We start from the raw sequence: 23,393 nt of genomic DNA on the forward strand, positions 1-23,393 counted from the left end.
CGAAAAAGCATGTTCTAAAAATGAATTGAATTATGAAAGGAATCGTGATGAAAAGAACACTATTTATTTTCATGTTAACTATAATAATTTTAATAAGCTTAAGTGCATGTTCTAAAAATAACGCCTCATTTCCAGCTAACGGTGTACTAATCATTGGAGATGAGAATAATATTTCACCAATTATTAATCGTTATAAGGCAAACACGAAAGAAAATGAAATTTTTTCAGTGAAAACAGGTACATTTGGAAAAGGAAAGGTGCTAATTTTAAATGAATCTACAGCACAAGCGATGATTAAAGCTAAGATTTTTCGTAAACGGGATAAAATATCCGATTCTATACCTATAGATAAGTTACCGAATATCCCGAAAGATGGATCACTATTATTTACACATGAAGACGAAGGGACTATGAAAAGTATTGAATTAGAAGGAAGAGAGATTCCTGTTATATACGATAGTAACGCTTGGATTGGTAACACTCGTAATTATGGGTTTCAATGGTATGTGATTGTAGCGAAAAGTAGTGTATATAAAGAAATAAAAGCAAATGAAACGAATTTGCAACTTCTCCATCTAAACAAATCTTTAGGTGATGAAAAACCTAAAATGTCGACAGATAATACATTGATTAATGAATATGTAAAAGTAAGAAAGCAAATTAAAGATTTTGATGGAAAAGTATCAGTTCAGTTTGTAACGATTGGAGAAAAATCTTAAAAAAGAGTTCGAGGTTGATAGAAACTTTATCAACCTTGAACTCTTTTTAGTTTATAGACCATTCAGATAACATAGATTACATTACTTCATTTAATCGAGTCTCACTCGTTTCTTCAATCACATTCGAATTTTGAACCGAATTATTTTGAGCTTCTTTTTCTTTACGGGATTTTTGTAGCATTTCAAGTATGATCCATAAAGGAACACCTTTATCTTTCAACATCTTCCATAAATCTAATTCGTTAAATTTATGCTCCGGTTGTTTCATTTCTTTTTCAGATGAACGAATATCAAATTTGATTGGATCATTTGATTTTTTTTCTTCAATTTTAGTAGAAGAGATATTATTATTATTATTATTATTATTATGCTCAAGACTAGAGGTAGTTAATTTAGTAGGTTGAGATAATGTATTCATATTTAATCCAATTTGCATATCGCTTTTCCTCCTTTTTATGTAATGAAGATAGCTGTCTTATAATATATAGATTGGTTTAGCGTGAGGAAACTACATTTAATTATAAATTCAAATAAACGGATTTACAAGTTATATTGTAAAAAGTAAATGCATACTTGGAATAATATTTATCAACATTTGTATATGTTTTCTACATATACAATGTATATAAAATATTTTACATTATGTATAAGTTAATAACTAATTGTGTGGATTGTTTTCATATTAAAATGTAAACGTTTTATTAGGGGGGAGAAAGTATGGGGAAGTTATTCTTTAAAATATGTTTTTTCGCATTAGTGGCTGTTTGTTCATTCACAGCGAAAACAACTTACGCTGAAGAGAGGCCACAAAATAATTATCCTATCGTTTTAGTAAATGGATTTGCGGGATGGGGTAGAGAGGAAATACTAGGGATAAAATATTGGGGTGGTTCTAATGATATTCAGGAAGATTTAAAACGAAATGGTTATACAGTACATACAGCTGCTGTGGGACCTGTTTCTAGTAACTGGGACCGAGCATGTGAATTATATGCGCAAATTAAGGGGGGAACAGTAGATTATGGTACAGCACATTCAGAAAAACATGGACATAATCGTTTTGGCCGAACTTATAGCGGGTTTGCACCGAATTGGAGTGAATCAAATAAAGTTCACCTAATTGGACATAGCATGGGTGGACAAACAATGAGAACTTTAGTTCAGTTGTTAAAAGAAGGAAGTTTTGAAGAAAAGAATTATGTGAAAAATCATCCGAATACGAATATCTCACCTTTATTTGAAGGTGGAAAATCATATGTTCATAGCGTTACAACATTAGCAACTCCTCATAATGGTACAACACTTGCGGATGGAAGTCGTCTGTTGCCGTTTGTTAAAGAATTACTTATTGCAGCTGCGAGTATGGGAGGGAATAATAATCTATCATTATATGATTTTAAATTGGATCAATGGGGTATTAAGAAGAGTGCCGGAGAGCCCTTTTTGCAATATACTGATCGTATTCTAAATAGTTCAATTTGGAAAAATACAAAAGATATAAGTCAATGGGATTTAAGTACTGATGGAGCAAATGAATTGAACAATTGGGTAAAAACACAATCAGATGTGTATTACTTATCGTATAGTGGGCATGCTTCGCAAGCAACGCCTTTAACAGGTTTGCATCTACCCCATATTACGATGAATAAAGTATTAATGGGAAATGCATTTTTCTTAGGCTCCTATACAAGGTATGAAGAAAACCGACCATTAATTGATGCGTCTTGGTGGCAAAATGATGGTGTAGTAAATACAAATTCTATGATTGCGCCTTCGTCTAATATTGCTGTAAATGATAATGAGTCTTTACAGATTGGAAAATGGAATCATATCGAAACGAAAGTGAATTGGGACCATCTCGATATGGTAGGATTAAGCGTTTCAGACACATTAGGTTTTTCTAATATTCAAGAGTTTTATAAAACAATTGCAGAAAAATTATCACGGTTACCGAAATAGATAATAATAAAGCGCTCTCGATGGAATTCGAGGGCGCTTTATATTATATTGAAAGAGGGATTTGGTAGAAAATATGGGGGGATATTATGAAAATTCAAGTTGTATTATCAGGGTATGGGACAGTAGGAAGAGAGTTTATAAAATTATTAAACGAAAAACATTTATATATAAATGAAACATATGGAATTGATTTAGTTGTTAGTGGAGTGATAGGAAGAAATATTGCAATACATAATGAGGAAGGTTTGTCTATTAATGATTTATTGTTATATGGTGGCGGTACTGCTGCAATTGAAAAATATATAGAACATTATCCAGAGAATCGTGGAACTATTAATATAAATGGTACTGTATTAGTTGAATCAACTGCTACAAATCTTAAAAATGGAAATCCAGGGAAACAGTACATGGAACAAGCTATTGAAAATCAAATGGATGTAGTAGCTATTTCAAAAGGCGCACTTGTTACAGCTTGGAGTGAACTGAATGAGGAAGCACGTATTTCAGGCTCACGTATTCGGTATAGCGGTGCAACTGCGGCTGCGTTACCTACATTAGACATCGGACAACTAAGTTTAGCAGGTTGCCATATTGAAAAGATAGAAGGAATATTGAACGGGACAACAAATTATATTCTTACAAAGATGTATGAAGAAGATAAAACGTTTGAAGAAGCGTTGCATGAAGCACAAAATAAAGGAATTGCGGAGACTAACCCATCATTAGATATTAGCGGGATGGATAGCGCATGTAAATTATTACTTTTGACGAATAGTTTAATGGGAACAGAGTATTCACTTAAAGACATACATATCGAAGGAATAGAAGACATTACAAAAGAACAAATTCAAAGTGTGAAGGAACAAAATAAATCTATTAAATTAATTGCATCAGCTTATAAAGATGATGATGGAAAGATAAACTTAAAGGTACAACCATGTGATATAGAGAAAGAGCACCCGTTAGCAAATATAAATGGTACCGAAAAAGGAATTACGTTCTTTACAGATACAATGGGACAAGTCACTACAATTGGTGGAGCTTCTAATCCACGCGGAGCAGCTGCTGCTGCTTTAAAAGATGTAATCAACTTATATCGTAAAGATTTGTAAGACCGTACCGCTATTAATAAAAAATACATATGTAGTGGACCTTTTGAGAATGAAATAAATATGCAAAAATAATTGCAGGGGGTAAGGAATTGTTTAAGGATTTTAAAGTTGTAAAAGATCGTCCCGTTTATATTCAATTGAAGGATTATTTGAAAAAGATGATTATGAAAGGGCATTTGTTAGGGAACCAAAAAATTCCATCAACCCGAGAACTGAGTGAATTATTATCTGTGAGCAGAAATACAGTACTCGCTGCTTATGCGGATTTAGAACAAGAAGGACTAATTTATGCAGTTAAAGGAAAAGGAAATTTTGTTGCGAAGGTGGATATAAGTAACACTTCGTCTGTTGAAATAGATTGGAAAAATAAACTCAATACAGTTACCGCATTAGCGGATGAATTAGATTTAATGAAACATGGTGTTCGCTGGGAAAAAGGAATGATTGTTTTTAATAGTATAGCCCCGGACGAAAAGCTATTTGATGTTGAAAATTTCAAAAGAGCTTTTCTTACTCGTATGTCCATTGAAGGGAATATCGTATTGAACTACGGATATGCAAAAGGTTATCGACCGTTAATGAATTACCTACTTCATTACATGGAAATGAAAGGTGTAGACATTTCGAACAAAGATATTTTAATTACAAACGGATTTACAGAAGGGTTAGATATTGTATTATCTTCTTTATCGAAGAAATCAGGGCGTGTTATTTGTGAAAATCCAACTCACCATGCTGCATTGAAACTTTTTCGCTTACATGGACTCGAAGTTCATGGGATTGATATGAATGATGATGGTATTGATACGAATGAAGTAGAAAAAAGTTTACGTGAAAAGGATTTTGATTTCGCGTATTTAATTCCTTCTTATCATAATCCAACCGGTATTGTTACGAGTTCGGAGAAAAGAACGGAATTGATGAGGTTATTTTCACAATATAAGATTCCTATTATAGAGGATGGGTTTAATGAAGAATTACGTTATTCAGGTTCACATTTAGCGCCATTATTAACTTTTGCTGGGGCTGGTAATAATGTGATTTATATTAGTAGCTTTTCAAAGGTACTTTTCCCTGGTTTACGTGTAGGTTGGATCATTGCAGACAAAGAACTGATTCATTATTTAGAAAGTGTAAAAAGAGCAAGAACCATTCACACATCAACGTTAGATCAAGCTGTTCTGTTTCAATATTTACATGAAGGATATTTTGAAAAATATTTAAAAAAGGCAAGATCTGTTTATAAGAAAAAATATGAGTTAGCTGTTGGGGCGTGTAATCAGTACATTCCGTTTAAAAGAATGACTGGAGATGGTGGACTTCATTTATTTATAGAATTGGAAGAAAAAATTCACGCCCGCACACTTTTACAAAAATGTTATGAGAAAGGAGTTACGTTTTCTCCTGGAGATGTTTTTTACTCTGATGGAGGAGGAGCGAACACTTTCCGATTAGGATTTTCACGTTTGAAAGAAAAGGAAATAGTTAGCGGGATTCAAATAATTGGTGATACATTAAAGAATGAAATTTGGAGTTGAGAAGATGAGAATTGGCGTTATTATGGGAGGAGTATCCTCTGAAAAACAAGTATCAATTATGACTGGGAATGAAATGATTGCACATTTAGATAAGGAAAAGTATGAAATAGTTCCAATTACGTTAAATGAAAAAATAGATTTAATTGAAAAAGCGAAAGACATTGATTTTGCATTGCTAGCATTACACGGAAAATACGGAGAAGATGGGACAATTCAAGGAACGCTTGAGAGTTTAGGTATTCCTTATAGCGGTAGCAATATGTTATCTAGCGGTATATGTATGGACAAAAATATTTCGAAAAAGATTTTACGTTATGAAGGCGTAGAAACACCAGAGTGGATTGAACTTACAAAAATGGAGGATCTAAAGCTTGAAGAGTTAGATAAGTTAGGATTTCCGCTAGTTGTAAAACCTAATTCTGGCGGCTCGAGTGTGGGAGTAAAGATCGTCAATGATAAAAATGAATTAATCTCTATGCTGGGAACTGTATTCGAATGGGATTCTGAAGTAGTAATTGAGAAGTATATAAAAGGTGACGAGATTACGTGTTCAATTTTTGACGGGAAACAGTTACCTATCATTTCGATTCGACATGCAGCTGAGTTTTTTGACTACAATGCGAAATATGATGATGCTAGTACAATTGAAGAAGTGATTGAACTTCCAACTGAAATTAAGGAACGTGTAAATAAGGCTTCAATTGCTTGTTATAAAGCATTAAAATGTAGTGTGTATGCAAGGGTTGATATGATGGTGAAAGACGGAATTCCATATGTAATGGAGGTTAATACATTACCAGGGATGACACAATCAAGCTTGTTGCCAAAAAGTGCAGATGCAGCTGGAATTAACTATAGTAGACTATTAGATATGATAATTGAAACTTCATTAAAAGTTAGGAAAGAAGAAGGTTTTTAAGTTAGTTGTATCATTAATACTTTTAACAGTTCTACGAAGTATGCTATGATAATTATAATACGACAACTAAATATTTATCCACTAGGGGGGCCTTTTATAGGCTGAGATCAAATATAATTTTGAGACTCTTAGTACCTGATCTGGTTAATACCAGCGTAGGGAAGTGGGGAAGACATGATATTTAATGCATAAATTAATACTGTCTATTTCACTTTCTTTACGCCTGTAAAGAAAGTTTTTTTATTTTACAGCGTTAATAACTGTGGATAAATACTTATATTTTATAAATTATTGGAGGGATTTAAATGACTTTTTCACAATCATTACGTAAAGATGCAGATTCTATTTGGGAAGCAAGTTTCAATCATCCTTTTGTAAAAAAACTTAGTGAAGGAACGTTAGATTTAGCTAGTTTCCGTTATTATGTGCTCCAAGATTCATATTATTTAAGTCATTTTGCTAGAGTGCAAACATTAGGTGCTGCTAAGGCACTTGAATTAGAAACGACAGCTCGTATGGCGCATCATGCACAAAATACATATGAAGCTGAGTTATCATTACATAAGAACTTTGCTAAGAAATTAGGAATTACGAAAGAAGAAAAAAACAATTTTGTTCCAGCACCAACTGCATATGCGTATACATCCCATATGTATCGTGCTGCTTATGAGGGGCATTTAGGAGATATAATTGCAGCTATACTACCTTGCTATTGGCTATATTATGAAATTGGTGAACGTTTAAAAGGAAGTCAGCCAGAAGAACCAATCTATCAAGAATGGATTTCTGCATATGGATCGGATTGGTTCCGTACATTAGTAGAAGAGCAAATCACACGATTAGATACTATCGCTGAAAAAGTAACAGAGGCAGACCGTAATCGTATGAGACAACACTTTATTATTAGTAGTCAATATGAATATTCATTTTGGGAAATGGCATATACATTAGAAGAATGGCCGGTGAATGAAGAAGTTAAAGGTGTTTTTTAAAAAAAAGTATAGTAAAGGTATCGCTATATAAAGAGGCGATACCTTTTAATATATTTAGTTTCTGTAAACATTTTGTAAATTATATATACATAATATAGCGATTTATCATATAATCGTTTTGTAATATACTAGGCGATGTAAGGAGGGATGTATATGGTAAAAGTAATACGTGAAATATAAGAAAGTATTGATATCTTTCATGAGATCGGTTTATGTAATGTTGTATTCATATAATATGATTAAGGCGTTTTTTCTGTAGTACTTGGTTTTAAATTAATTAGATTGGGCTTTATAAAAATTAGCGAGCTTTTTTTGTTTTATTCATAATCAAGATAATTAATAAAGAGAGGAAGTATTCATAGTATGAAAAAATTACAATTACTAACATTTAATGATATAGTAGAACCCCTCTTTAATGAAAAAGTAGCATGTATATATTTTCCAATTGAATGGCTTGATATTGTAGATATACATTATAGAACATTTTTATTAACGAGCAAATTAAAACTTTTAAATGAAAGATTGTATGATATGTTCTCTGACATATTATTCATTCAGCATAATCCATATATATTAAAGGAAGATACGCCTTGGATTGTTTCAAAAGAACCAATGAGACAAGAACAGTTAGACTATATTTTACAAAGTTGGTATGCGGTTATTCATGATTGGAAACCGAATAAATTAACAGATCCACCAGGTTTAGAATGGCATTATGATTTAATATGTAATTTACCAGTATTACATGATAAAGAAACATATTCTAAATGGGTTCCAGCATTAATTACACATGTTTTTTGCGAACAACCTGTACGTATGAATAATAAGAATGAAGAAGAAATATATTTTTCACCACTTCGATCACAAAATATTTGTGAAGCGATGTCAGAGCCAATTATAGATGAAGAAACACAAGATTATTTCGCTTATGTGTATCGGTTTGAATATATAACTCGTGGAGGCGAGAATATTCCACTTTTGAAAGTATCCATAGGGATTAGGCGATTTTATCAACAATATAATCATAAAGATATGTCTATACTTTTGAGTCGGAAACGCGGATTAATACTAGTTTCAACTCCTGAATTTGCATCGAAAAATAAAAAGCAGCGATTTGTAAAGTTAAAAGTGCAACAAGCGAAAAAAGGAATAAAGTGGATTAAACTTTATAGAAATTTAAAAGATGATTTTAAGATAGGAGGAGAAGTAGTGTTAGATCATATTCTTCAATATCCGAAAGAGTATATTGCGGGAACGAATGTAAGAGTGCTACTTCCATATAATGAAAAAATATATAAAGTTCAAGGAACAAAAATAAAATTTGGTATAAGAGTAAGAGATAAAGAGGAACTTTTTAATGAATTCCAGCGAAGTTTTCCATATTTCACATTGCTTCCAGAATGTGAAAAGATATTAACTAATACTGAAAATGAACAATTACCTTTATTTGCGCCAAAGGGATTAAAAACAATTACGTTAGAAGTATGGTCGAACGATATATTAATAGAGATAGAACAAGCGTTATTAGAAAGTAAAATAGTTCTGGCTCAGAATGATGATTCCACTTATTTATTAAATGCAGATGCTCCAGTTTTGTTGAAGATAGTGAGATGTAATATTGAGAAAGTGTTACAAAATCCATATCGCATGCAATATTGCCATAAATATAAAACAAATCTTGTTGACGATGTCGTGAAAGCTGTGCACGCTACAGCAGGAGAGCGAAATGAAACGACGTTAGCATTAATCGCAATAAAAAACTATGACGGGCGTGAGAAAATTGATCCGAAGCAAATTATTCGTGAAGGATTCGCTCGAACGAAACGTATTTCAACATTTATTAATTTATTTATCGGACAAAGTGTGTCTAAAGGGGAAATAATAACCGCAGTTTTTAGTTTGTTAGAGCAAAAGGGTTTCTTAAAGCGTAGTTGGAATAAGATGGAATTACCAGGTACTTATGTAAATTTATCAATTGAGAAAATATATAAATTCGATTCCTTACCTATTTTTTCAAAAATAAATGGGACAGAAATTTCATATAAATTATACGGACAAGCAGAGTGGAACACGATTGATCATACATTATTAAATATAGATAATTATAATGCGGTTGTACCCCAGCCATCTAAAAGAAATGATATGGGAGTTCGTTTTAAACAATTCGTGTCCGAAACGTTAGTTGAAATATTACAAGATGCGCAAAAGCGAAATGAAGATGTTTATTTTATTGTAGATACAAATATGAGAAAATATTGGATAAAAGAGTTGGCAAAATGAAACCATTGATATAGATGTTTTACCCGATATAATCTCGAATTCAAAAGAATATTCAAATTTAAAAGTAGTAAGAATTAATACAGCTTTTGATGTACCAAGTTATATTACTAGAGAACATAATTACGTTATAGATGAGAGTGGCTTATTTGCAGATCAAAAAGGAATGTATTATAGCACTAATGCGTACGTGTTAGAGTGTGATGAGACTGTACAGCAGTACATACGTGAAATTATCCCGTTAGGTGCAAAACCCGAAGAGAGAGACGACATCGCCAAATTGATACATTATATGTGTTGTAAAACAAGCTCGCTCGCGGAAAGAAATATACACAAGACGTATTCGATGCAAATGGCTAAATTAATAAAAAATTATATTACGGATATAGATGCAAGAGAATTTAAAGAATTTAATGATGAATTAGATGTGGATATAACGATCTTAGAAAAGGAAGATTCGTTGTTATTAATTTAAATATCAGTAAACAAATCCTGCTCATTATAATGAGCAGGATTTGTCATTTTTCAATGTAAATATAGATATGATTTGTCATGTATATTTTCTTTTTCATATTTACTTTATTCACATACGGGATTAAGATGTTTTTTAGAAATACCACTATTGTATCACGAAGAGTTGCCTTAAAATATGAAATTCACTTTACAAAACTGAAAAAGAATTTGAAAGGAATGGGGAATGGTGAAAAAATTAGATGTACTATTAATGGTACTGAGCAGCCTCTTTCCAGTTGCAGGCATTATGAAGCAAATCCCTCTAGAGCAATCTTTATTTATTGGAGGGTTATTATTTTTTACTAGTTTTGGTAGTTATTACGCAAAAAAGATGTACTCACGAATATGTAGCTGGATAGCATACGCTTCATTTATTACATTATTGTTAGTCATTTGGAATCAATATGTTACAATGAGTTCGTTAATAGCGAACGCGAAAATCGCTGCATGTATCGCTTTAATTCCATGTATATTCCGTTTTCGTACATACGGGCTTACAGTAGGCTTACTCTCACTATGGTCTGCATTGTTATGGGATATAAAAGAAATAAAGTCATTAGCAATTCTTGAGCGTATTACAAGTTTAATGACAACACATTATTCATATCTTCTGTTGCTAATGGGAGGATTTATATTTGGTGGATTACTTGCGATGCTATTGCACCGTAAAGAAAAAGATAATAACGTAGAAAATACAAATATATTTAAACAAAAAAAGAAACGCGAGAAGCCAACATTTAAAATTCGTATTCCTAGATTACCAAAGTTTAAGATTAAATTATTTAAGTTTGGCGGAAAGTCTCCAAAACGAAAAACGCCAGAAACTATTTATGAGCGTAATTATGATAAACCAGTTGAAACATATCAAATGATAGAGCAAGAGCAAGAACAGCAACATAAAGTAGAAGCTATACAAGGACAAACAAGGATGGAACGTCGAAGAAATAGGTATAATGCATAGTAAAATTAGTTAACCCCTTAATGATTTATCGTAGAATTGATAGATTATTAAGGGGTTTTATATATAGTTCTTTAATACTTTGAATGGAAAATAGATTTCTAAAGAAATTTGTAGCATACTTTAAAAAGTGAGACTTGAACAAAATAATGGAGGTGCCAAAATGCTTATTTTTACAATTATTTCTGTATGTATATTATTCTTAGTGAGCTTTTTACATGTATACTGGGCTTTCGGAGGAAAGTGGGGAACAAATAGCGTCATTCCAACTGAATTTGGAGAAAAAACGTTTACACCCGGTACAGCAATGACATTATTAATTGCGCTACTATTAAGTGTAGCAGCAATAATTTTATTACTACAAGCGAAAGTTATTAGTTTTGCGGTTCCAGACGTTATTATTCAAATTGGCACATGGGTTTGTATGATTGTTTTTTTCATTAGAGTAGTAGGTGAGTTTAACTATTTTGGAATATTCAAACGTAAAAAGGATACTCCTTTTGCTAAAATGGACACTCTTTTATATATTCCTCTTTGTGCCTTCTTATCTCTCACATTTTTATTAGCAATTATCCAGTGAAGAATTTAATAAACCATTAGGGTTACGTTATAATTTCTTTATTTATTTTTACAAATGATTGGATAACTTCACCGGCTTGCTAGAGGTCTTGTTTATGTAGACTCAAAGTAATAACTTTCTTTCATTTTAAAATAGTATAAATTGGAATTGTTCATTGTTGAACTACTTTATTTTGAAACTAATTGGAAAGAATGACAATAAATGATATTAATAGAAAGTCTAATAAAGTAAGTATCTAGAGCACGCATTAAGGTATTTTTTGTTTATGATATAGAAATTGTACTTTAAATATATGAAAAGAAGTTTTGTGATTATGTAGAATAGCAAGAGTACGTTGATACAGAAAAAACTTTTCTAGCGTGTTAGTTACCTCTATGTGTATCTATCTCTTTGGCACCTGGGCGAGGGTGCTTTTTTTATGCACATTTTAACAAGGTACAAGCATATATTACGTTATAGGACAAGTTCTTCGTGTTCTATTCAATACTCAGAGAAAACCTCTAATCACATGAGGGCATCCAATTGCAAGGGTGCTCTTTTTTGTTTGTAAAAATTGTAGCTTCATAAGAATAATAAGAGGAGTAGCAAAATACCACTTACAATAAAACCGACATGTACTCATGTGTATTTAAGAAAAATCACTACGAATTCTTCTTCTACGTAAAGTATGAATCAATAATAAAGATCTAACTAGGAACAGTATTGCATTTGAATCATAGCAAGGTTAAGTAAAAGAGAAATCCGAAAGATTTCTTTAATCTTAGATCTTAAACTTATCTTTAACATTAATAAATATTAAAAATAATATTATGGCAGATATTAAGTTAGACAAGTAGAATTCTTGGTGAAACAGTAGCTCAAAGATGACATCGAAAGTGTATAGTAAACCAATTACCGGCAATATACAAATGAATAGATATCTCCAATTTTTTAAATATTGTTTGTAATTAATAAGTACTTTCTCCATAGATTTTGCTCCTATAATTTTTATTTTCTATATAATTATACATTTAAATAAAAAGATTTACAAAGCGTTTTAAAAATAAATAAAAATTACCGTTAATATATCACTGTACTAATATGAATTTTAAAATAGATATAATCTATAAAAAACTTTAAAACATCTACACTAAAATGATACACTATAATCTATGTTATTTTAGTAATGAATTGAGGGATTTACATGATAGATAAAATTAAAAATGTTGTTGATGAAATGTATGAGGATGAAGCAAAACAATTACTTCAAAGTATTCTTATACAGTTAGATCTATTAGAAGAAAACTATAGTGAAGATACAATTAAACACTTGATGGATATTCCTAAGCAACTAACGAGAAATAAATCTTATAAAAGGAATGTAAAAGAAAGCACACACGTACATATCGCTTTTGATGATTCAACAGCTGGGTGCTTAAAATATATGTTAGATCAAGAAGAACTACATGAAGAGAGTGTTGTTGCATTCTCTGAATTCTTTTCAATTGGACCGATACATATGTTACATAAGAATAAAGGGCAACTAGCAAGGCAGCAATGGCTATTAAACAACTTAACTGCTTATGATAGTTATTTTGAAGAAGAATATTTACCAAGATTTATGGAAACTTTAGAAGAACTACAATCTATACCTAATGAAACGCCTATTACAATTTGGAAGGCAAATAATGCCCATGAGCATGTGGGCCTTTGTTTTGTAATTGCTCAATTAAAGGATAAGAAAAATATTCGTGTTATAAATACATCTGAAGCGAACAAAAACATATTCATCCAAGAGTATGATATACGTGGAACGGGAGAATTATCGCCTGAAAGTTTAGCTACTTTCCAAAAAAGCTTTGTAGAATTACCTTATTTAACTACAGAGAACAGAATAGGTCTTGAGAATGAATGGAATCATTTATCGAATCGTACAGAGTTTTTAAGAGTTTGGACCGATAATGAAGTGCATTCTGTACAAGAAGACCATTTTGATCAATTCATTATTGATTGTGCGAAAAGAGTGGGTGCTGACAAAGGGTTCCTTAAAGCTCCGAGAGTGATTGGCGAAGCGCTTGGCCTTGTGGAACAATTAGTTGGGGATACGTTTTTAGAGTATCGCTTGAAAGAATTAATTAAACAAGGATTATTTGAATTTGAAGGTTCACTAGAAGAAATGCGTTTTTATAGTGTGAAGTTGAGAAAATTATAAATACATGTCGCTTTATGAAAAGCTCGTATTTTTCAAAATACGAGCTTTTTTGAGTTGAATTTGGGCTATATATAAGCTTCCTTTAGGTGCCATATCACATATTAATGTTAAAGTTAATAAGTGAAAAGAAGGTGATTCTTTATTATGTATAACCAACAAAACTACCCATATGATCAAGCGATGTATTATAATCCACAAAACTATGGATATGAATCTACAAATGAAGTTAGAGATGTTGAACATGAAGATTATAGACCAGATGATGCGGAAGATGCTCCAACATCACCACCACCGTCACAAGCTCCGTCGTTACCTTCCACATTCTCTGCTCCTGCGCAAGCAGGAAATATGAGAACATGGATGTGTAACTGCCTAGGAAGATGGGGATATTTACGTTTGCATCGTCCTGGCCCATTCGGAAGAGACTTATGGTTCTTTCCGACAGAAGTAAGAAGAAGCGGAGTATCAGGATACACTTGGCAAGCTGGTCGTCGCCGTAAAGTAAGTTATCGATATCAACAAATTAGTAATTTTATGTGCTTCGCATAGAAGGAAGTGAGAGGGTAGAATGATTTTACTCTCTCACTTTTTTATTTTTCAATATATAAAGTAAGATTTTGGTTAAAAATTTACAATTTTCTAGTTTTTTCTGAAGTATAATTCAAATGTTGGGTTGATTTTTAAAAACAATTGAAAGTGAGGGAATGTAATGTCCATGAAAAACAAGGTTGGCCGAAAAATAGAGGATGGCATTAATTTGGCTTCTGCTCAGTTTAAAGAAGATGCATACGAAATTTATAAAGAATCGCGAAAAGTGCAACCTATTTTATTTGTTAATAAAGTCGAGATTGGTAAAGAATGGCTCATTACTAGATATGAAGATGCTCTGCCACTTTTAAAAGATAATCGCTTGAAAAAAGATCCAGCTAATGTATTTTCTCAAAATAGAATGAACATGTATCTTTCTCTTGATAATAGTGATCATTTAACAACGCATATGTTAAATTCAGATCCCCCTAACCATAATCGTTTACGATCTCTAGTACAAAAAGCTTTTACCCCGAAGATGATTACGCAATTAGAAGGAAGAATTCAGGAAATCGCGGATGATTTAATAAACGACGCCCAGCAAAAAGGTACACTAAATCTTGTCGATGATTATGCATTTCCATTACCGATCAATGTAATAAGTGAAATGCTAGGTATTCCAAAAGAGGATCAAGCAAAGTTTAGAATTTGGTCGCATGCTGTCATTGCCTCCCCAGTAACACCTGAAGAAATAAAAGATACTGAACAGCAACTATCTGAATTTATTACATATCTTCAATATTTAGTTGATGTAAAACGACAAGATCCTCAAGAAGATTTGGTCAGTGCTTTAATACTTGCGGAAAGCGATGGACATAAACTTAGTGCTCCGGAGCTATATTCAATGATTATGTTACTTATCGTAGCTGGACACGAGACGACAGTGAATTTAATTACAAATACGGTATTAGCACTTCTAGAAAATCCGGATCAGTTACAGTTATTAAAAGAAAATCCAAAACTAATTGATTCAGCTATAGAGGAAGGATTACGATACTACTCACCAGTTGAAATTACAACTGCAAGATGGGCGGCTGAGCCGTTTCAAATTCACGACCAAACAATCCAAAAAGGAGACATGGTTATTATTGCATTAGCTTCAGCAAACCGTGATGAAACAGTATTTGAAAACCCAGAAGTATTCGATATTACGCGGGAGAATAACCGTCACATTGCATTTGGTCATGGTAGCCATTTCTGTTTAGGTGCGCCACTTGCTAGGTTAGAAGCAAAGATTGCTATTTCTACTTTGCTAAAACGTATGCCTGGACTACAAATAAGTGGTAATCGTGAAGAAATTAAATGGCAAGGTAATTATTTAATGCGTTCATTAGAGGAATTACCATTATCTTTTTAGAATAGTTATATTGAGACATGCATACATCACATATGATTTACATAGAGTATGTATGTGTTATTTAAATTCGAAACGGAAGGGTGAAGACATCCCAATGATCAACTAATTCTATTTGTAAGAGATCTTCGTTAAAAAACGAAATATTCTTCTGAATAGGATTAGTATGTACATTTATAGAAAAGGGATGAATTTCGCACTGCGAATATATAGTCTTTTTATCTGATTTGTGCTGCCTCCTGTTCAGTATGCGAAATAGGAGGCTTTTTTATGTCGACGACTGTAGAAAGGAAACAAAATCATGGGGTATCAGAAGTATTAAAAAATCGATTTGTTCAAGGTATTCTTGCTTCAGCATTATTTTTACAAATTGGAATATGGGTTCGGAACTTTGCGGTATTATTGTATGTTATGGAAATGACGAAAGGTGATGCTTTCGCTATTTCCATGATTTCAGTTGCTGAGTTTGCTCCAATTTTTATCTTCTCCTTTATAGGTGGAACTTTTGCAGATAGATGGAAGCCGAAAAGGACAATGATATGGTGTGAAACTTTAAGTTCTTTATCAGTGTTCGCAGTATTAATTACTCTTATGTTTGGTACGTGGAAAATAGTGTTTTTTGTTACGCTCATTTCGGCAATCCTTTCACAGTTTTCCCAACCATCTGGAATGAAATTGTTTAAACAGCATTTATCGACAGAACAAATTCAGTTAGCGATGTCAATATATCAAACAATATTTGCAATATTTATGGTATTAGGGCCGATTCTTGGAACATTTATCTTTCACGGTTTTGGAATCTACATTTCAATAATAACAACTGGTATCGCATTTTTACTTGCAGCAATTGTACTATTATTTCTTCCGAAAGATCTTGAAAATGAAGAAGGGAAGACAGAAATCAGTCTGTTACAAGAAATGGTGGATGGTATTAAATATGTAAAAAAGAAAAAAGCATTAACTTTGCTCGGTTTATGTTTTATGGCAGCTGGACTTGGTATAGGCCTTATTCAACCGCTTGGAATATTTATTGTGACGGAACAACTAGGATTATCAAAAGAAAGTTTACAATGGTTATTAACAGTAAATGGTGTGGGGATGATTGTTGGTGGAGCTTTAGCGATGGTATTCGCGAAAAACGTTGCCCCGCAAAAGATGTTAATTGTAGGTATGTTTGGCCAGGCAATTGGGATTGGTATTATAGGCTATTCCACAAATTTATGGGTTACACTTACTGCACAACTTTTTAGCGGATTAGCTTTGCCGTGCATTCAAATAGGGATTAATACTCTCATTATTCAAAATAGCGATACGGATTTTATTGGACGGGTAAATGGTATTTTAAGTCCACTATTCACAGGTTCAATGGTAGTAACGATGAGTATTGCTGGTTCACTAAAGGAGCTGTTTTCACTAAGTACGATGTATGAGGGGACAGCTTTACTGTTTATTATAGGGTTATTATTCATTTTGCCAATTTATAATTTAAAACCGATTATTACAGCGAGTAAAGATAAAAATGGTGAAATGCAACAAGAGTCTTAATTTCAATGGGGAAATATACAACAACGATAATAATACAAAAAGCGTATAGCAAAGAGTATCATACCTCCGAATTTTGTTAATGATAAAAGAACAAGGAGGTGTGATACTATGGCACAAGACGTTTTATGTGAAGTAAACAACTGTAAATTTTGGGCTAACGGTAATAAATGTAGTGCAGACGCAATTTATGTAGTAAGTCATAAAGGGCAACAAGCATCTACAACTGAAGAAACAGATTGCAAAACTTTTATTCCAGAAGTGTAAGTTTTTTTTAAAGGGTAACCAAATCACGGTTGCCCTTTTATTAATTATATTATTGATAATAAATCTCATTTTCATTCATGTTTTTATAAATATTTATATTTTTTTCATGAGAGATAGTATCCAATTTAGTTCATGTTCAATACGCGATCTACTAAATTCAACAACTTCTGTAATAAAAGGGGCAACACCATCGAGTGATTGGATAGATATAAGCTGCTTATGAAGAACATCATGGCGCATAGTTAAAATTTCTTTTCTTGCCTCGTAATCAAGCTTTTCGAATAAGGCGATACGAACAAGAAATTCAGCATTGTTTACCGCAATTTTTTCAGGGAAATCTCTTAGCATTTCATAAAATATCTCTTCACCTGTTTCTGTTATTTCATAAATATTTCGATTTGGTTTTCTAACTTGCTCATGAATTTCTTTCGTTATGGCACCCATATCTTCAAAGCGCCGAAGAGCAGGATAAAGCATGTTATGGTTTAATTCAAAATTCTCACCTAAACGATTTTGGATATTTTTCTTTATTTCATATCCATGTTTTGGTCCAGTCGTTAATTCTGCCAGTAGTAAAATATCAACATACATAAAAATCCCCCTCATAATATTTCTCAAGTTCCTATTTGAAAATTTCAGCTTTGTATATGTTAAAATAACATATGTTAGATTATACATCTTTGAACTGCCGACCTATCACTTTTATTGTAAAAGAAAAGGGAGGAAAGAACTATGGATTCATCTGAAAATGTTATTTTAGTTCATGAAATTTCAAAGCTGAAAACAAAAGAAGAGTTATGGAATCCGTATGAGTGGTATCAATATATGAGAGATAATCACCCAGCATATTATGATGCAGAGCAAAATGTATGGAATGTTTTTTCATATGAGAATGTTAATCGTGTTCTATCAGATTATCGATTGTTCTCGAGTAAAAGAGAGCGCAGACAATTTTCAATTCCACCTTTAGAAACTAGGATAAATATAAACTCTGTTGATCCCCCAGAACACCGTAATGTACGTTCAATCGTCTCTAAAGCATTTACTCCAAGAAGTTTAGAACAGTGGAAACCGCGAGTACAAGCTATTGCGAATGAACTTGTACAACATATAGGAGAATATAATGAAGTTGATATTGTTGAACATTTCGCGGCAGCTTTACCTGTAACTGTTATATCCGATTTATTAGGGGTACCCACAACTGATCGTAAACAAATTAAGGGATGGTCTGATATTTTGTTCATGCCATATAGTAAAGAGAAATTTAATGATTTGGATACGAAAAAGGGAATTGCTTTAAATGAATTTAAAACGTATCTTCTACCGATTGTTCAAGAAAAAAGATATCATTTAACCGATGATATCATTTCAGATTTAATACGAGCTGAATATGAAGGTGAAAGATTAACAGATGAAGAAATCGTCACTTTTTCATTAGGACTATTAGCTGCCGGTAATGAAACGACTACTAATTTAATTATTAATAGCTTTTATTGTTTTTTAGTGGATGCGCCTGGAACATATAAAGAATTACGAGAAAAACCGAATTTGATTTCAAAAGCGATAGAGGAAGTATTACGATATCGCTTTCCTGTTACATTAGCTCGTCGTATAACTGAAGATACGAATATCTTTGGACCTTTAATGAAAAAAGACCAGATGATTGTTGCATGGGTCAGTGCAGCAAATTTAGATGAACAGAAGTTCCCACAAGCTTCTACTTTTAATTTACATCGAGTAGGAAATGAAAAACATTTAACTTTTGGAAAAGGGGCTCATTTTTGCTTAGGTGCACCGCTTGCACGTTTAGAAGCTGAGATTGCATTAAACACTTTTATAAATACTTTCGAAAAAATAGAGTTATCTCCATCTTTCTGTTTAGAAGAATGTATACTCGAAAATGAGCAAACATTAAAGTATTTACCTATTCGTTTAAAAACTAAATAAAATGTTCGACAAGGTGCATACATTTGCATCTTGTTTTTTGTTTCTCAATTGTAGGTATTTTAATCCTTTCGTAAGATGGAAGTGTATGGAAGAAAAGAGAGGAGAGATACTCATGTTAACGTGTAATGGAAGTAAGACGTTTCAAAAGTTTATAAATGGTGTAACTGATCTTATGGATAGTAGGTTACATGAGGAACAAATAGTAAGTAAAATTGAAAAATTACTTGAAAAACTTTTAGAAAAGAAAACATGGCTTCCGTTGGAAAAACAAAAAACGGATGCAGCTCAATATGCACGTCACTTACTATATGAAGATCCATTAAAACGTTTTGAAGTATTAGCTCTTGTATGGAAAGATGGGCAAGCTACGCCTTTACATGATCATGATGGCACTTGGGGAGTAGAAGGGGTTTTTTCAGGAAGAATAATGGTTCGAAACTTTTTACAAACTAAGCAACTTGGAAGTTCTCTATTTCATTTAACTCATACAGATAATATTTATTTAGGAGAAGGAGAAACAGATAAAGTGATTCCACCTGCCGATTGTCATATTCTTGAAATAGAAGAAAACGAAAGGGTTGTTACGATCCATATTTACGGAAAGCGGTTAGAAAAGTTTAAAGTATTTATCCCAACCAAAGAAAAAAATGTGTACATGTGTGAGACGAAATATATTACTTATAATTCATAGTTAAAAATGCAAAGCTTTCATTAAAATAGAAAAGCTTTGCATTTTTAAGTTTATTTATTAATATTTCTTGACCTGAAACGCTTTTCATAAATTATAAATAAGAAGTACTTAACGAGTTCAATATGAAAACGATACCTCTTTTCGTTAAATAGATCTCGTGTATTTATAGAAAGTGGTGAAGAAATAATGAAATTAATTGCAATTGACTTAGATGGAACCCTTCTTTCCGGTAATAAAATGATTAGTAACGAAAATGCAGAAGCAATTCGAAAATGTCAGGAAGCAGGCCATGTCGTGGCAATTTGTACAGGGCGTTCAATCGTTGATATTGAACGATTATTGTTAGAAGTTGATTTAGAGTGTCCGATAATTGCGGAAAATGGTGCACTTATTTATAAAGATAAGAAAATGATGAAGAGATATCCAATACAAAATATCCAGGCACTTGAAATTGTTGAATACCTTGAAGAAAGTGGTATGTATTATCAGCTCTATACTGACAAAGGAGTATATGTACCTCATTACGGAACTGAAAGTGTTCTTAATGAAATTGAGAATGTGAAGAAATCAAATTTAGATGTTGATTTACAAGAGCTAGAAACGATTGCCGCTTTATATATTGAGCATACTGCATTTCATAATGTTGAAAGTTGTAAGGAAATTGTAGAAAGTGATCTATATGTGCATAAACTTTTACCATTTTCTTATGACATACAAAAGTTAAAACAGCTAAAAGAAAAATTTAAACATAATAAAGAATTAGCAATCACATCTTCATATTGGCATAATTTAGAGATTAACCATTATAATGCACAAAAAGGTAAAGGCTTATATACTTTAGCAGAACATCTCAATATTCCAGTTGAAAATACTGTAGCGATAGGTGATGGACTAAACGATGTTTCAATGATGGAAAAAGCAAATATATCAATTGCGATGGGAAATGCAGTTGATGAAATAAAGGAAATTTGTCATTTCGAAACATTATCAAATGAAGAACATGGTGTTGCACATGCTTTATATAATTATGTAATGTAACAAGAAAGTAAAAAAGAATCCAAAAAGGATTCTTTTTTACTTTTTATTAGGGGTAAGGTATTCTATGAGTCTCATAGAAGCCTTATTACTCTTTATTATATAGAATATATTGTAATAAATGTTTATATTTTCCATAACATTTATGAATATTCTGTGAACTTTCCATTCAAAATCACTACATATTTTCTGTTTTTTTATTGAAAAATAAAATTAATTTGAATAATTATGCTATCACTATATACCTGTACGGACATTATCCGTATAATGGAGAAGTATGAATTTTAAACGGGTATTAAATTTACACATAGAGGTGAAAAAAGAATGAATGCTCGGCTGATGGAACTTATTGATGTGAGTACAATAGAAACCATGGCAGAACAATTTTATAAATTAACTAACATATCACATCAACTTCTTGATACTGAGAAAGAATGTGTTTTTTCATTCGGAATGAATGAAGTGAAAAATAGTAATCTTCCAAAGGTTGTAATCCCCATTTTCTTATACAATCAACATTTAGGTTCTTTTGTAGTTTGGTCTAAAAAAAGCGAAATTTTCAATTGTCAAAAATACTTTGAAATGCTTTCGAATCTTATTATAGATGGAGCTACAAATGCTATTCAAAGTAAAAATAATAATTTACTCTTTCGAAAGGAAGAGGAATTATATATGATTTTACAAAACATGCCTGTTATGGTTGATGCACTAGATAACAACGGCGATTTCGTTTTATGGAATCGGGAATGTGAAATTGTAACAGGTTATACAGCCGAAGAGATTATCGGGAACCCAAACGCACTTCAAATATTATATCCTGACGATAATTACCGTCACCAAATACAAAAAAAATTCTTAACTTGTGGGAAAAATTTTAGAGATTGGGAAATGCATTTAACATGTAAAAATGGTGAAGTCAAAACGATAATGTGGTCCAATATTTCAGAACAGTTTCCTGTAATAGGATTTAGTTACTGGGCTGTCGGGGTAGATATTACACATTTAAAAGCAATAGAAGAACAACTAAAACAACAAACCTCTGAATTGGAACTGATTTTTAAAGCTTTACCAGATCTATGTTTTTTAACAGAAGCTGATGGAACAATTATAGATTATAAAGCTGGATCACCTACAAAATTTTACGTACCTGCAGAAACCTTTATGGGAAAAAAGTTTTACGAGGTGTTACCATCTCCAGTAGCACAGCAATTTCGAGAAGCAATTCGTCAAGTAAAAGAAAAAGAATCCACTGTAATTGTTGAATATCCACTAGCACTTAAAGGAAGTATAGATTTTTTTGAAGCTAGATGTTTACCATTGCTACATGACAAAATTATGGTTATTATACGCGATATTACAGAGCGAAAAAAGACAGAAGAATTACTAAATAAATCAGATACACTTGCAGCAATTGGACAATTAGCAGCTGGCGTTGCTCATGAAGTGAGGAACCCTTTAACTGTAATAAAAGGATTTATACAACTATTCCAAATTAACAAAGAGGATCAAGAAAAGTATTTTGATCTTATGCTTTCTGAAATTGAGAGAATTGAAGCGATACTTCAGGAGTTTTTGTCGATTGCTAAAACAGATGAAATTCCTACTGAAAAGAAAAATATTTATAAAATATTTGAAAATGTAGTGTCATTGATTAACACAAAAGCGATTATGACAAATATTCAAGTTGAATTAATTGCAGATTCAAGTGAAATAATTATTGAATGCTCTGAAAATCAATTGAAACAAGTATTTATTAATATTTTGCAAAATTCAATCGAGGCAATGCCAGATGGCGGGAAAATTTCAATTCATATGAAAGAAATGAATGAAGACGGAGTCATTATAGATATCGTCGACGAAGGAATAGGAATACCAGAGGAAAGAATTAAGAGATTGGGTGAACCATTTTATAGTACGAAAGAAAAAGGTACTGGAATTGGATTGATGTTAAGTTACAAAATTATCGAAAGTCACCAAGGGGCTATTAGTATTATGAGTGATGTTGGTGTTGGGACTACTGTAACAATTTACTTACCAAAAACGCAAAGTGAACTGTACATATCAAAGAGTGAAAATAAATCCGTAATAGTACGCTCTATATTTAACTCGTAAATAATTAAATACGCAATAACAAAAGGGTTAGTGCAAACTAAGCCCTTTGTTATTGCGTATTTTTTAATTTTATTTTAGTAAACTTTACCTTTTCTTTAC

General features: G+C 32.1%; 20 protein-coding genes, 1 pseudogene and 1 riboswitch. Of the genes and pseudogenes, 18 read left to right on the forward strand and 3 right to left on the reverse strand.

Annotation, left to right across the window (positions count from 1 at the left end; translation table 11 throughout):
- Positions 1–47 precede the first annotated feature (47 nt).
- Positions 48–719, forward strand: coding sequence for a lipoprotein BA_5634 family protein (locus tag ACTFQM_RS02145; RefSeq protein ID WP_440033295.1), 672 nt, complete (start codon positions 48–50; stop codon positions 717–719).
- 76 nt (positions 720–795) lie between these two features.
- On the opposite strand, the gene ACTFQM_RS02150 is transcribed toward ACTFQM_RS02145, so the two are convergent.
- Complete coding sequence (locus ACTFQM_RS02150) at positions 796–1,155, reverse strand: DUF3914 domain-containing protein (protein WP_440033296.1); 360 nt, start codon at positions 1,153–1,155, stop codon at positions 796–798.
- A gap of 281 nt (positions 1,156–1,436) precedes the next feature.
- On the opposite strand from ACTFQM_RS02150, the gene ACTFQM_RS02155 reads away from it, so the two are divergent.
- From ACTFQM_RS02155 to ACTFQM_RS02190, 8 genes and pseudogenes are all read left to right on the forward strand, one after another.
- Positions 1,437–2,678, forward strand: a complete 1,242-nt coding sequence (locus ACTFQM_RS02155) for an esterase/lipase family protein (RefSeq protein WP_440033297.1) — start codon at positions 1,437–1,439, stop codon at positions 2,676–2,678.
- Between the two features lie 86 nt (positions 2,679–2,764).
- Positions 2,765–3,790 carry a homoserine dehydrogenase gene (locus ACTFQM_RS02160; protein ID WP_440033298.1) on the forward strand — a complete coding sequence of 342 codons (1,026 nt, stop codon included), beginning with the start codon at positions 2,765–2,767 and terminating at the stop codon, positions 3,788–3,790.
- A gap of 89 nt (positions 3,791–3,879) precedes the next feature.
- A complete protein-coding gene (gene pdxR / locus ACTFQM_RS02165; protein WP_440033299.1) occupies positions 3,880–5,328 on the forward strand; it encodes a MocR-like pyridoxine biosynthesis transcription factor PdxR in 1,449 nt (482 codons plus the stop codon).
- Positions 5,329–5,332: 4 nt separating this feature from the next.
- Entirely contained in the window at positions 5,333–6,247 is a 915-nt protein-coding gene (locus tag ACTFQM_RS02170; protein WP_440033300.1) for a D-alanine--D-alanine ligase, read from the forward strand.
- A 73-nt stretch (positions 6,248–6,320) separates the two neighbouring features.
- Positions 6,321–6,426: riboswitch (TPP riboswitch) on the forward strand.
- Positions 6,427–6,552: 126 nt separating this feature from the next.
- Positions 6,553–7,239, forward strand: coding sequence for a thiaminase II (gene tenA, locus ACTFQM_RS02175; protein WP_440033301.1), 687 nt, complete (start codon positions 6,553–6,555; stop codon positions 7,237–7,239).
- 363 nt (positions 7,240–7,602) lie between these two features.
- Positions 7,603–9,991: pseudogene (locus tag ACTFQM_RS02180) on the forward strand (RNaseH domain-containing protein).
- A 225-nt stretch (positions 9,992–10,216) separates the two neighbouring features.
- A complete protein-coding gene (locus tag ACTFQM_RS02185) occupies positions 10,217–10,990 on the forward strand; it encodes a DUF3959 family protein (protein WP_440034373.1) in 774 nt (257 codons plus the stop codon).
- 160 nt (positions 10,991–11,150) lie between these two features.
- Complete coding sequence (locus ACTFQM_RS02190; RefSeq protein WP_440033302.1) at positions 11,151–11,567, forward strand: DUF3995 domain-containing protein; 417 nt, start codon at positions 11,151–11,153, stop codon at positions 11,565–11,567.
- A 760-nt stretch (positions 11,568–12,327) separates the two neighbouring features.
- On the opposite strand, the gene ACTFQM_RS02195 is transcribed toward ACTFQM_RS02190, so the two are convergent.
- A complete protein-coding gene (locus tag ACTFQM_RS02195) occupies positions 12,328–12,534 on the reverse strand; it encodes a hypothetical protein (RefSeq protein WP_002172195.1) in 207 nt (68 codons plus the stop codon).
- Positions 12,535–12,750: 216 nt separating this feature from the next.
- Between ACTFQM_RS02195 and ACTFQM_RS02200 the strand changes: the two genes are divergently transcribed.
- The 5 genes from ACTFQM_RS02200 to ACTFQM_RS02220 all read left to right on the forward strand — a co-directional run bounded on the left by ACTFQM_RS02200 (position 12,751) and on the right by ACTFQM_RS02220 (position 17,509).
- The gene (locus ACTFQM_RS02200) at positions 12,751–13,758 is read left to right on the forward strand and encodes a DUF1835 domain-containing protein (RefSeq protein WP_440033303.1); all 1,008 of its coding nucleotides are present in this window, start codon (positions 12,751–12,753) and stop codon (positions 13,756–13,758) included.
- Between the two features lie 144 nt (positions 13,759–13,902).
- Positions 13,903–14,307 carry a hypothetical protein gene (locus ACTFQM_RS02205; RefSeq protein ID WP_002172193.1) on the forward strand — a complete coding sequence of 135 codons (405 nt, stop codon included), beginning with the start codon at positions 13,903–13,905 and terminating at the stop codon, positions 14,305–14,307.
- A gap of 160 nt (positions 14,308–14,467) precedes the next feature.
- Complete coding sequence (locus tag ACTFQM_RS02210) at positions 14,468–15,703, forward strand: cytochrome P450 family protein (RefSeq protein WP_440033304.1); 1,236 nt, start codon at positions 14,468–14,470, stop codon at positions 15,701–15,703.
- Positions 15,704–15,970: 267 nt separating this feature from the next.
- Positions 15,971–17,245 (forward strand): MFS transporter, encoded by a 1,275-nt coding sequence (locus tag ACTFQM_RS02215; RefSeq protein WP_440033305.1) that lies wholly within the window; start codon positions 15,971–15,973, stop codon positions 17,243–17,245.
- Positions 17,246–17,353: 108 nt separating this feature from the next.
- Positions 17,354–17,509 carry a DUF1540 domain-containing protein gene (locus ACTFQM_RS02220; RefSeq protein WP_440033306.1) on the forward strand — a complete coding sequence of 52 codons (156 nt, stop codon included), beginning with the start codon at positions 17,354–17,356 and terminating at the stop codon, positions 17,507–17,509.
- Between the two features lie 93 nt (positions 17,510–17,602).
- Here the strand turns inward: ACTFQM_RS02220 and ACTFQM_RS02225 are convergent, their stop codons facing one another.
- Positions 17,603–18,100: a PadR family transcriptional regulator gene (locus ACTFQM_RS02225; protein ID WP_048376605.1), complete on the reverse strand. Its 498-nt coding sequence runs from the start codon at positions 18,098–18,100 to the stop codon at positions 17,603–17,605.
- Positions 18,101–18,241: 141 nt separating this feature from the next.
- Here ACTFQM_RS02225 and ACTFQM_RS02230 point away from each other — a divergent pair, with 141 nt between their 5' ends.
- The 4 genes from ACTFQM_RS02230 to ACTFQM_RS02245 all read left to right on the forward strand — a co-directional run bounded on the left by ACTFQM_RS02230 (position 18,242) and on the right by ACTFQM_RS02245 (position 23,294).
- Positions 18,242–19,456: a cytochrome P450 gene (locus ACTFQM_RS02230; RefSeq protein WP_440033307.1), complete on the forward strand. Its 1,215-nt coding sequence runs from the start codon at positions 18,242–18,244 to the stop codon at positions 19,454–19,456.
- A gap of 112 nt (positions 19,457–19,568) precedes the next feature.
- Complete coding sequence (locus ACTFQM_RS02235; RefSeq protein ID WP_265619807.1) at positions 19,569–20,147, forward strand: cysteine dioxygenase family protein; 579 nt, start codon at positions 19,569–19,571, stop codon at positions 20,145–20,147.
- A 186-nt stretch (positions 20,148–20,333) separates the two neighbouring features.
- Positions 20,334–21,185 carry a Cof-type HAD-IIB family hydrolase gene (locus ACTFQM_RS02240; protein WP_440033308.1) on the forward strand — a complete coding sequence of 284 codons (852 nt, stop codon included), beginning with the start codon at positions 20,334–20,336 and terminating at the stop codon, positions 21,183–21,185.
- Between the two features lie 321 nt (positions 21,186–21,506).
- Positions 21,507–23,294 carry an ATP-binding protein gene (locus tag ACTFQM_RS02245; RefSeq protein WP_440033309.1) on the forward strand — a complete coding sequence of 596 codons (1,788 nt, stop codon included), beginning with the start codon at positions 21,507–21,509 and terminating at the stop codon, positions 23,292–23,294.
- Positions 23,295–23,393: the final 99 nt, after the last annotated feature.

Origin of the sequence: Bacillus cereus group sp. MYBK30-2 (assembly GCF_051915945.1) — a bacterium.
GTDB classification, from domain to species: domain Bacteria; phylum Bacillota; class Bacilli; order Bacillales; family Bacillaceae_G; genus Bacillus_A; species Bacillus_A paramycoides.